Origin of the sequence: Psychromonas sp. MB-3u-54 (assembly GCF_002836415.1) — a bacterium.
Lineage (GTDB): Bacteria > Pseudomonadota > Gammaproteobacteria > Enterobacterales > Psychromonadaceae > Psychromonas.
Map to the genome: position 1 here is coordinate 1 of NZ_PJBP01000120.1, position 13,114 is coordinate 13,114.

At 35.8% G+C, this 13,114-nt stretch carries 2 protein-coding genes; both read right to left on the bottom strand.

Translation table 11 applies throughout. The features are described 5' to 3' along the window. Positions 1–2,857 precede the first annotated feature (2,857 nt). Positions 2,858–9,151 carry a DEAD/DEAH box helicase gene (locus CXF72_RS07875; protein ID WP_101038386.1) on the bottom strand — a complete coding sequence of 2,098 codons (6,294 nt, stop codon included), beginning with the start codon at positions 9,149–9,151 and terminating at the stop codon, positions 2,858–2,860. Between the two features lie 9 nt (positions 9,152–9,160). Next, positions 9,161–12,469 carry an STY4851/ECs_5259 family protein gene (locus CXF72_RS07880; protein WP_157823215.1) on the bottom strand — a complete coding sequence of 1,103 codons (3,309 nt, stop codon included), beginning with the start codon at positions 12,467–12,469 and terminating at the stop codon, positions 9,161–9,163. Between the last annotated feature and the right edge of the window lie 645 nt (positions 12,470–13,114).

Consider the following 13,114-nt stretch of genomic DNA (forward strand, 5'->3'; position numbering starts at 1 on the left):
TAGACCAGATTAAAATTGAAAAATCAGTCCAAGACGAGACACAAACAGGCTTCATTCACATCCTGGTCTATCTATCTCGATAGATAAACCATTTGTTGTTATCGAATGTAAAAGGCAGAAGGGTTACAGAAAGAAAAAAGTCCATATAAAACAAATTATTAGCTATGCTAGCTCTGATTCAATTCAGCTGATTTTTGTGTTTTTACCGATGGAAATATCTGCCAAGTTCAACGAAAAAAGCAGCAGGGTGGTTCAACTAATAGAACATTTCACGTATTAATGAATGCCAAGAAACCTTATTAAATTTTAGTCATTTATGACATAAACCAGATGACGTTAAGCCTGTATTAGATTGGTTATATCAACCAATCTAAGGAACAGGTGCACTTAAATTTATCAAAGTCATACAACCGATTTTTATGCTCACTCTATTATCAGTGAAGGTACTAATCGCACTTTATTCAATATAATTATTCATCTTTGTCGTGGTATAAATATCAAGCCAGACTTCGACGGATACCATTCGGATGGAAAATTTGATGATGTAAAACCTGGAACTGCTTTTGAACTAACTCAGCTGTATCTGCAAAAGGCTAGCATTAAAAATCACCTTGTTACTTGATCTTCATTAGAGCATGTAAATAAATAGGGCACTTAAAAATACTTTTATTATTCTCGCTCTGTAAATGTTTGTAATATATTCCGACAATATATCGGCATAATGTTGTTGTCATGTTTCCGTTCCAGTTTTTCCCATGGCTATTAATTATCTTCAATAGTAACGATATTCATGTCGTTGGTATTTTATTTCATTGCTAGTTTGTTTCGTTACTACTTTACAGACGGCAAACCTGAACCCGAGTGATAAGCAGAGATTGATTAAATAAGATTAGTAAATTCCTAGGGCATTTTTTGGGTTGTATAAATAATATTTATTCTTCAGAGTCATTTCGATTATTCATTCGCTAAGCACATTCATCATTAAGTCGTGAATTAAAATAGGAGATTAGATGATATTGTTTTTACTGCAGTCTGGTAGCTAATGACTAAAAACTCACCTTAGCTTTTCTCAATCAAGGGAAACACCTTAATTATCTATTAGATTGCAGCACAGAGCGCCTAAATATTATTCAATATGCCATAAGGTTGGATAATATTTAGGGTTTTAAGCCATTTACTCGAATCCGAAATATTTAGAGTGTGTTACAGCGAATGAGATGATGAAAAATAGAGCCCAATATCAAGGATGTCATGCATTGGCATGACAAACGAAGGTATTAAAATAAAGTCACAAACAGGCTTAACGTATCGATAATCAATAACTTTATCCAAGTAATCAGTTAGTTATAGTAACTAACCCCCGCATATAGATAACAGTACATTATACATTTTATGTTAAATAGAAATTATGGTAAATACGGTTTTAAATCGACGTGAGATCGGATCTCATTTTAAAACACGACTGACAGTAATGTTGATTGCAATATACTTAAATACAAACTGTATTTAACATAACATACATTATGCGCATTCATTGTTATTATTACGGATGGGTGTAAGTCTGCTGTATGATCAAAGAATTTTAAAATGAGATTTTGGAAAACACTGAGACTTTCAAAAGTTACTATAGGCTATTGTTTTCAAAATGTTATTATTTAATAAAACAATAACCACCTCTACACTTTTAATTATAAACAGACTTTTTTTATATTGTACTTCTTTCATCATGAGTCATTACCCATAATTATCACAAATCATCCTATGCAGTGCTCGACTTTATAAATTATTAACATAGAGCGTGGTTTATATTTAAAGTTTCCGCTTAGCTGAAACTTTAAACTGTGGTTTTAGCTATTCGACTTCAACTATGATTATTATATATACATAGCGCGCTTCCATTTTATACTCATAATAACCATCGCTATCATTGAATTAATGTTATGGATAAAATCACCTTATTTCTCTATACGAAGTCGGCCAAGTTCTAGCTAAGCATGAAAATGAGATATCGAACTGCCTTCATTGCAACAGTTATGAATTTTATGTTGCATGGCTTATTTTCATGGGAAATTAAAAGTCCAATTAAAATAGCTATTTGCTTATGAATAAATTACTTAAGGCCAACACTGAAATGGAACAGCGTCATATATAGCTAATTTACTAAACAGTTAACCATGAATTATTTTTAAAGATTAAAGTTCACGATATAGAACCGCCCTATTTTATTATTAACAACCACACTAGATCACCACAAAGTATTGATTTAAATAAAAATTCACGTTGATGAATACAGGTTTATTCCGGAGGAAAAATACAATCATAAGTTTTTACTCATTATCTGTAAGGCTTCAGTTAAAAATAATTTTATGTAGTGTCTGATTGTAATGAAGAACCGCAATTTAGTTTCGCAGTCAGGAGAGGAAATATTATTTATACAGATCAAAAGTAACCGCCCAAGGAAGTTACAAATATTATTAAATAAATCACTTCTTATCGCACTAACCCAGGCTGCTGTCAGACTCGTACATAGTAACTACTCATGTCGTTACTTTCTGAAGAAACAGAACTATCATGGAAAACCTAAACGGGGATATTTAAGCCGCATTGTGCAGTTGTAATACTGGAATCTATTACGAGACTTTTTGCAGAGAGAATAATAAAATTATTTGTAAGTACCCTATTTATATTTTGATGTTTAAAATGCGCCCGTACATTGGCAACTGATTAACTTGTTTTGTTGTTTTTACTTGTCATTTTTTAACTGTAGAGGCGTTAACTCCTCTACAGTTAAAAACATAAAATTATAGCCAGTTTTTATTAGACCACTTCAGTCACTATCAATACCAAATAAAGCTACTTACACTTCAACTAACTTGTAGCTCACATCTGTTGACCAATCTTCGCTATTTTTTACAATTAAACTATTTTCAAGTTTTTTAAGTGAGTTAAATTGTACAAATTCATCATCATTAAAATTGTATTTCACACGGGAATGAGTCGGTACATGCTCCTTCAAGCGCCAATAACCAACTCCTTGATCAAATCTAAATGTTAATTCTTTACCTGATGTAAATTTAAAGGTGAGTTTTCTTCTATGCGCTATATCAGCGCGGTGATTATGAATGGTTAAATCAATATCAACCTTGGCCTTAGTTTTCAGCCAGAGAGAGAAAACTTCTTTGAAATCATCATGGTTTTGCCAATCATGCTGGAGAAGGTACCCAGATTTATCTTTTGAATTGAATAAGGTTTCTATTTTTATTTGAGGCTTAACCTTTGTGGCATTGCAGAAAGAACCTATCAACTGAGAAATCAATAACAACGAAGACGGGCTTTGCAAATATCGGTCTGTGTAATGAATACCTTCAAGCACATTATTATTTAACAACGTCACTATTTTAGGATCTTCACCAAGAATTTTTTGCCAAAAGGAAATTCCAAAGTCTTTCAAGTTACCATTTAATTCAGTGGAAAATTCCACGTCTTTAATTAAAGCACTAGCACCGACTTCCCACTCAGTTGTATCAAGTAAAACTAGCCCTTCTTTAGCATGTTCAAGACTGGAAACTACATCACCAGTCCCTGTATGCCAATGGCTACCCGGACATTTAACGTCTTCATTTTTATTGGCCAAAGTAAGGAAAGAAGTTGAGTTTTCAAGCTGGGCAACCACCCTACTATTACTTGATTCGCCTTGATAAAATTTAGCCCCCATATTTTTAAGAATACGAAATTCATCAATAAAATCAGCTTCTAATTCTTTTGTTGGCAAAACAATATTGACGTTCTTTTCATCTTGAGTAAGGTAACGAATAATAGTCTTTTTAAATCCTGGTGAGGTAAGATTCCATTCAACTAAATCATTATTTAACCAAATAGTTAAGGTTTGATATCCATGGTTGAAATGATGGCGAATACTTTCAGCAATAGATCCTGGATAATACTTACCATTTTTTAAAATCTCAGTAGTCTCTGCTGTACCGTTAAATTTCAAATAATCTTTACCCAGCCACTCTAGAGCAAGTAAACGATCCAATTTATCAACATCATGCCTAGAATCGGATTCCAACAAACAATCACCACAGCTGCTTTGACACTTTTCACAGCCAAGTTTTTGAACCATTAACGAAATTATTTTTTGAATATACATAGGTGCTGAACTCGCAAAACCAGCGCCTCCACTTATTGAATCAAACAACTGAATAACCATCGCAGCTTGGCTTTCATTAACAACAGAAGGACGAGTTGCATAACCAAGTTCGGAAGTTGACACTCCAAGCGTTTCTGCGAGGGCTGCGCGTAATGCTACCGCTAATGTGGTTGCTACTATATGACCAAAGTCTTTAGTATCAGGGATATACTCATGAGTCTTTGGATTTTTTAAAACTAATTCGAATACATCAGTCTTCGAATGACAACCTAAATGAACGTCCTTCATAAGCGTACCAGAGCCTTCACACTCATGATGACCATAACCATCTTTGTCTTTTTTACTCGCTTTAAGTGGCTGATGTCCTTTAATGGGGTTGAAATTTACCGGATAATCACCGTTGTGATCAAGCGATTCTGCACGGCCACAGGTCATACAAAGTGCATAACCTTTTCCAAGCGCGCCGGAGGTATGATGGAAGACAGTGCCGTCAGAACCCGCTGTCATATAGCCCATGTTATCATTGGCTAAATTTATTTTTTCCGCAGCGACAGATACCCATGCAGGCTCAACAGGTATATAACTTTGAGCTGAAATATCATTTGATGGACTTGAATAAAAATCAGTTACAAAACCAGTGGGTTGTAAAACCTTGCGCTGATTTTTAACCTTAATCTTTTCACCGCAGCGATCATTATCACAAAATACTTGATCGTTAGAGACAGAAACACCGCTCATATATCCCGTTTGACCACACTTGTCACAACGCCATGCCAAATCAAATTTTTGAGCCTCTTTCGCATCATTATCAGCAACGTTTTGCCAACCAAGCGAAACACCACCGGATCGAAAAACTCGTCCGTCTAAGACAACCTCAGAACCTGGAGCATACTCTCTAATTGCGATGGCCAGATTGCGACTCGGCAGACCTCGTACACGTGAAATATTGTCTTCCCGATCCTTGTTAGTCTTGTTTCTATTGTTCTTATCACGAATAAAATCTTCGATATTATTATTATCAAAATTAACCACATCAGTAGGGAATCCATAACCGGGCAAAAATGATTTAGAAGCTAATTCTTTAAGTAAATACTCCTTACATAAGCGAGAAAGTTCTGTTTTTAACCGATATTCATAAGGACTGTCAGGAAGTGATTTTCCTTTTTCAGTTTGAAGATAATTAAAGTCTTTGATCCAGATTCCTTGTAAATATTTAATGACTTCTATCGCTTCATCTCTCAAATTGTTTGCAGAGGTCGCTTCCAGTGCAGTACCTCTCACTAACGAACGCAAGTCATTATCCCACTGGCTAGCTTGTGTTGAAGCCCAGTTAATAAACTGTGTGCAGATTGATAGATCTTCTGAAAGGTAAAACCACTCTAGATTTAGCGAGGTTTTCTCTTTTTTTGTATCACCAATAATTTCTGTTAAAAAGATTGATAGCAACATAGAATTAACATGGCGTTGTACTAAGCGAGTAGAATTAAACGCAACATAAGGAGCCGGTATAAGAGTTTCAAATGGCCATTTTGGATTAGCGAAAACCTGCTGATCATGAGGATTTCCCTTGCATAAGGTATATGAGATAGCGCGAGATTCTTTACTACGTCCGGCACGACCAGATCGTTGTAAATAGTTGGCAGGATGTGGCGGGACGTTATTCATAACAACAGCTGAAATGCCACCAATATCAACGCCCATTTCCATGGTAGTTGAACAATTTAAAACATTAATTTTACCTTGTTTGAACATCTCTTCATATTTATCGAGACGATCTGCGGATTGCTGTGCTGAATGTTCTGCGGTTCGATAATAAAATCCGCCCTCTACTGCCCGATCGTTAATATCGGTCCATAAATTTTGCAGGCGTAACGTTTCAGTATCACTATCCTGATTTACCTGTGAACGTGTCAACTGAATACCCGGATCATAATCTTCCTGAGTCGTACCAAAGTTCCATATTTGAGGATAGTTCACTTCAACACATTGAAAGTTACCTTCCCTCATTGTTATTGGCAGATAAGGTGTTAATCCTCTAAATGTAGTATCAAACAGTTTATTCGTTACCGGGCAGACAAATGCCTTGTCAACAAACGAGAATGACAATTTTTCACGTGCTAGATAATACTTATTTGAGTCAGACGACAGTATTCTGGCACGTTCGGTTAAATCAAACCAAGCATGTTTAAGCCATGAATTGATAATATCTTTGCCATCATTACTTTTTATATCAATGCCGCTGGCGATGGCTAATAATTTAACCAATCTACCTTGTGAAGCACCTTGGTTAATTTGCGGCCACTTTTTTATACGTCCTTCATTTTTTTCTTGAGAGTCAGGTGAGCGTAATGTTTTAGATGAAAATTTGTTTCCTATCCACCGGCCCCAACTATCATCTAATTGGATAAAAGTATTTTCTCTCACATGAAAATCTAAGGCTACTTTTATAAAATCTTGCCAATCTTGCAGATTAAAACCATATTGTTCCCATAAAGAAGGTGCTTTAATTACTTTATCTAACCCTAAATAATTAACTTTAATCAATCCTTGCGTTTCAGAGCTGTTCTGTCTTTTTGGACGACGAGAAAATTCTCTAAACAGCAACATTTCGGCCAATTTAAATGGTCCATCTGTAGTCGCAAATGTTTCAGGTGAAAGATATTTGTTATATAAAAGAATACTGCCTTTGATGTCTGATTTATTCGCCAATTTACTAACCATTTCAGTCCACGGAAGAACCGAAAATTGATTTTTTGGTTTACTATTTTCTTGTTCGACAGCCTGCTTTTCAAATTTAGCAGCCGCCGCGATATCTCCCTTAATTCGTTTCATCAAAGCAAATTCACGCAAATCATCAGGAGTCATATCAAACGTCGGTGCATCTTGGACCAGCTGGTCCTTTTGGCTTTCTCGTAATATCTCAAAAACAGAACCTCGTAATTTAGAACGCTCAGCTTCCTGCTGCATTCTAACCGCCATTCTTGCAGTACCTTGGCGGCTATCGGTGAAGGTAATTAAGCGCCGGCCTCGGCCGGGCAGACTTTGCGGGCCAATTGCATTTTTATCTCCATCATCTGCTTTAAAATCCGGACAGTATTCTAATAAGGTAGGAACAACATTTGATACGTAAAAAGGGGAGCCTAGCAGTGCCCGTCGAAATGGCATACTGCCTGATCGTCCTTTGTAACTACATTTCGCACAGGACATAGTAGCTCTTATATCGTGCATAAATAACGGATAACCATCCTTTGATAAGTTACCTATAGATTTATCTTTCCCGATTATTGCTGCTTGGTATGCTTCATCATTATCTTTAATCGATGCGAATATTTGCGGTATATTTGATGGTCCAGAACAATCTTGGATTTCTGGTTTTTCACTTTCATCATCTTCATTTTCATCTTGTTGTAGTGAAAACTCATCCCCCCCATTAGAATTCCACTGACTCAAATAACCTTGCTTATCCTTGCCTAACAAGTGAGGTTCATTACATTCTAAGCAGAAGGTTAATTCAAGTATTGGGGCGCCACAGTCACAAGTTTGCTTTTGCGTGGAATAGACTAAACCAAAAGGCCAATTTTTTTCAAGTTGAGACCCTTTTTTACATTCACAATTTTTATCGATACACGCCCACAAACCATGCGTCATACGTTGAAAAAAATGTGCTCTTACTTTTAAAAATGGTTCCGATATTGAGTCTTTTTTGGTACCTGTACAGATATCTAACCAGCGTAATATATCCTCTTGTGAAAACTGTTTTTGATTGAGAGATTCACTAATACGTTTATTGATATCATTTAAAGTTAATGGTTGTTTACTTTTAACTACAATATCCCGTAAGGTAGTCGCAATCTCAGAACTGGTTAATGCCTTAAAACGGGTAAAAGAGACATCGGCAAACTGCTTCTCTTTTGTGCTTTTAGGTAGCTCACCTTGCGGTTCAATATTCTCTAAATCAGCAAGAGTACTAGGCAAAAATGCTTGAGTCTCTATTTCAGGGATCACACGTTTCCCGCCAATCACAATAATTTGATCTCGTGATACTCCTGCTAATTCAGATAAATAAGTTTTTAATTGATCTTCTGCATTTGCATCTCCAATGGTTGCAGAGGTTGCAACAAAACGCACATTTTTTGCTTCTACCCCAAAAGCATGTAAGACCCGACGTAATTGCAATGCCAGTTCAGCCGCTTGTGAACCCACATAAGTATGGGCTTCATCAAGCACAATCCAGCGAAGTGATTTTTCCTGACGTGATTTTTTAATAATCGGAGAATCCACTTGGCGAACCAGCATATACTCCAACATAGTGCCATTAGTCACCAAAATAGGTGCGGGCTCTTTACGCATCAACTCTCGTGATAATACTTCATTTGGTCTTTCTTTTTGTTCGGTTCTTTTTTTACTTTCAAAATTTTCAGTATTACCGTTATACAGACAGTAACGAATACCGTTACCAAAATGTTGTGTCCAAGCGTTTAAACGCTCCTGTTGAGAATTAATTAATGCATTCAATGGATATAAAAAAATAGCACGAACACCTACCAGAGGATCGCCCTTCTGCTGATATTCCTGATATAAATCATCAATCACTGGCACCATAAAACATTCAGTTTTACCCGAACCCGTTCCCGAGGTAACAACGACTGATTTTGGCTGCTCATCAAGCAATGTTTCCCACGCTTTTAACTGGTGCTTAAAGGGATTGAATTCAGCGCCAAAACGATAACGATCATTTAATTTAGAATCTAATGCGTTAACTACTGCTTTGGACAATAAATTACCTGATAAATCTGACATTTTGAGTTCAGCCCCCTCCCAACCAAAGGTATGCTCAAAGACGGGAGAGGCCAGAAATGAATTATCTTTCCCGCAGTCAACCTGCATCTGTTCACTAAGATGTGTTCTTAATGCAGGATTAGAAATACCAAGAATACTCAGTGTCGATTCTTTTGCGCGTGAAATAGACTGCTCTACTAAAGATGAAAAATACTTAGCCATTGAATGCCCTTAATTTAACTGTAAAAATTCAAATAATGCGTAACGATAGAGAGGCTCAAACCACTCACAATCAAACTCACGAGATTTTCTAAGATGGAATAATGAAGCGGGATCTGAATGGGTCATTGAATGCGCAACACCAGCAGCAACTGCTGCTGCATAGATTGGTAGATAAACAACCGAATTTTGATAAGGATGGAAAGTTTTTAATTCTAAGTTCAACATATTTTGACTATCAAACCATTGCTTTAATTCTGTTCTAAATCGTTCTGGCCATTCTTGATCTTCAGAGTGTTGCTGTAATAAGTTTTGAAACCAGTCATCCTTAATGATGCTCTGCATAACAGAAATAGGATAAGAAACAGGCTTATTACCTGACTTTAAAAACTCAACATATTCATTCGAATAGGTTGGTACCTGAGTAGATATTCGATCGAGTAGCACATTTAATTGTTTCTCGATAAATGCATCAGGCAATCCTCCTTTTTTGAAAATAGTTGCCATCATTGATTTGGCTGCCTGCCAATGGATAATCGGAATATACTCCCAGAAAACAGAAAATTCTGTTTCTAATCTAGCAATAAATTCAGGATCACTTTCAAAACGTAAAACCGCCAGACAAAGTGCTTTATGGTTATCGACAAGTGCTTTCCAAACTTCAAAAGTTGATAATGGTAAATGACCGAAATTATCATATAAATCTCGAAGAAATACCCATCCGCTATGATCCGCGTTTTTAGACATTAAATGAATGACACTTACCAATGCATCAGGATTAAATTTGGGGTGAAATGCTACGACCGCTTTTTGAAGTGTTGTTATATTAGAGCCAGTCTCTATTCGTTCTGTACCTCCCACTAAGAATTTTGCTCTAAAATTAAATTCATAATCTTTAGCGGGAACAATTAACCATGGACCTGAATCGTATATTTTTGCAGGTAATTCAAAGACACCCGTTTTAACACCTTCACTTAAACGACTGGGTAAATTTGTAGGGTGCCTTTCTGGTGTGGCTAGGTTCATAAGCACTGGTTTTATTTGTGACAGATCAGCAATAACTGTCGAAGGTAATTCAACGACATTGCGGACTTTATCAAAATCTAACGATATATTGTATTTAGACACCTTAATCACTAATGGACGCCCCTGTCCTGTGATTTTAAGTTCAACAGCCATATCAAGATGAGGTTTTAATGCCATTAATTCTTCAATACGGTCTTTCAGTGCAAATAAACTAATAACCAGGGGTTTATCTGTAACGGTATAATTCCAATCAAAATACGGAGAACTATGATTAAAAGCCCCTCCTTCTTTTAAGGTGGCTTCTATCTTGTACTTTACCGGGCAACCTAACTCAGCAAATAAATAGAGACGGCTGCCAAGTAATTGGTCAATAGTGATCGCTTTATTAATAGCGACTTCATTTTTGTCGTATGCAATAGCCCCTTTGGCAGGAAAAGGCAGATCCAACGTAATTGGATCACTCATCAAGTTTGCATAAACATTTAACTTTATGTTTGCAGGAGGCGTGCCTTCAGAACTCAAATGGATTTCACGCATTTGGTCAACTCTGCATAAATTATGCTTAATACCAGCAGTTTCAATTGAATAAACACATTTTGATTGTGTTGTTATTCTAATAATCGCTTCTGTAGGTTTTGCTCCAGCAATAAACTGCACATCAAAGTCGGAAGGTAATACACCAATTTTTTTTCTTAATACAATTTCGTCGTTTACATTTCTGAAAGTGATGGTATGAAGCCCATACTTTTCAATAACACATATATTATTTACATTAGTTTTACCAAAAAACGTCTGTAAGGCATTACCGGTTTCTTCATGTTCTAACTGTGTCCATCGATAAGAGGGCACACCTTTAAATACCAGTGAAGGTGTGCTTCCCCATAAGACTTGCTCTCCTGTTAGTTCAATTAAATTACTTGTATTATGAGGCGCATTTGTTTTTATAATATATTTTTCATCATACTCAGAGGTGACTGTTAAGGTACCTGTAAATAGAACTAACTTAAGTTCTTTATATTCTGAGGCTTGTAATTCAAAAGCCGTTTCTTGGCCATTAAATTCAGAATTTTCAGGCAAAATAACCAATAACTCTTGTGCCTTAGCTGAAAAACTTGCTTGCCCTACATAAACCCAATTCTCTTCATCTTTAACGAAACCAACTGGTGAATTACCCAGCTCAATGAAACTATGGGGGATTAATTTACGATCAAGTGTTTGACCTGCTTGCATCGCAACTAAGTAGAGCTCTGCATTGGGATTAAAACGTTTTACCCGTACACTATTTTTATGTATTTTTAATAATATCTGTTCGCCCACAAATTGCGCATGATAGATGCCTAAATTAGCGAGTTGATTTACCCCTTCAAACACTGCAAGCTCAATTCGACTCGTACTTATTTTCTGGGTAGAAAAATCTAATAGTAAGGAATCGGGTAAATATATTTCAGATGAAATAGCTTGGTTATCTAAACGAAGAAAATGGCGACTAGAAAGTAGTTTTGTTTTTTTACTACTTCTTTTTACTTCGACTGTTGCTGAACGTAATAAACCATTCAGAAACTCTGTCCCAATTTGTTCATTCAACGGTAGAGGAAACAATTCACGCCACTTTGGGCGGTGTTGATCTAAATAATTCGCAGGGTCATCTTTATTATCAAGTTCATAGGCATTAACGAATGCAATCAACCTGTCTGCCATATCAGAAATTAACTTGACCGAAGTATCCAGTTGAAATGCTTCAGGTAAGGGCTCTACACACTTTTTAACTAACTCATAAGTTGTATTACCATAAAAAGAAGCATGTTGATGACGTTTTAATACATTTTGAAAGACATGCTGAAATTGATTGTCATGGTCAATTAACAACTTTAAGGGTAACCCCCCTTCACTAAAAACAGATCCCAAATAGTTGTTATTCTCATTATGAAACTGAATAACGGGTCGCTTCCAATAATCTTCTAATCCAGTTATGACCGTGTGTTTAACTTCTTGTGGAGATAGTTCAAAACCTAATGTTTGCCAGATCGTATTCCAAGTCCATTCACGGATATATTCACGGCGAAACCACTCAGCACAATATAACGTAAATGCACCACACCAATGTCGAGACAACTTATCTTTTTGTAAGGGATGTGCCCTATTAATCATACATTCTTTTAAACTAAGGTATTCCTCAGTAGATAAATGATAAGAATACAATGGCTCTGAGGTAGAACTCGTTAAACCCCTTACTTTTAGAAACGAAGTGATCCATGAACTTGGATATAATACATTTTTTTCTGAGTGTACTAACATGTAGAGTGCCCTTAGAGGATTAGAATATATTCACATAAAATAAAAAATACACACAAAAACAAAACGATAATTTCAATATGCCAACCTATAACCATACTTGCAGCGCTTAAAAATGATAATTTAGTTATTTTATTAAAGCTACTAACTGTTTTATAGAACGCTACACAATGAAGGTAATGCAATTCATGCTTCTCTATCTCATTGTTAATAAAGCTATAGCGGCTCTAGTTAGATAGGATAGTAACAAATTCAATATTCATAAAAAATGACTTCGCTTAAAAATCTCAATTAAAACTCACAAGATCAAATTAAAAATTAACTAATATTTTACATTTTTTATTTTTATGCTAGCTAATAAATCCGTGCTATGGAGACATAGCACTATTTAGTGCGTATTAAACACTTAACTTAATGATGAAATAGATTATATCCGATAAGATTTGATGGGTGATTTCACAAGCTTGTGAAACGGATGGTTTACGGGGAGAAGTTCAAGCTAAAACTGTTATCTGTTTGCCTTGATTGTAAAAAAAGAGGAGGCATTTACTAAAAAGTTCATGATCCTTCAGCCTTTTTCCTAAAATGAAAATATTAAAAATGAAAGACCAGCCCTGTTAAACCGAAAAAAACTGAAGTAAAGTACGT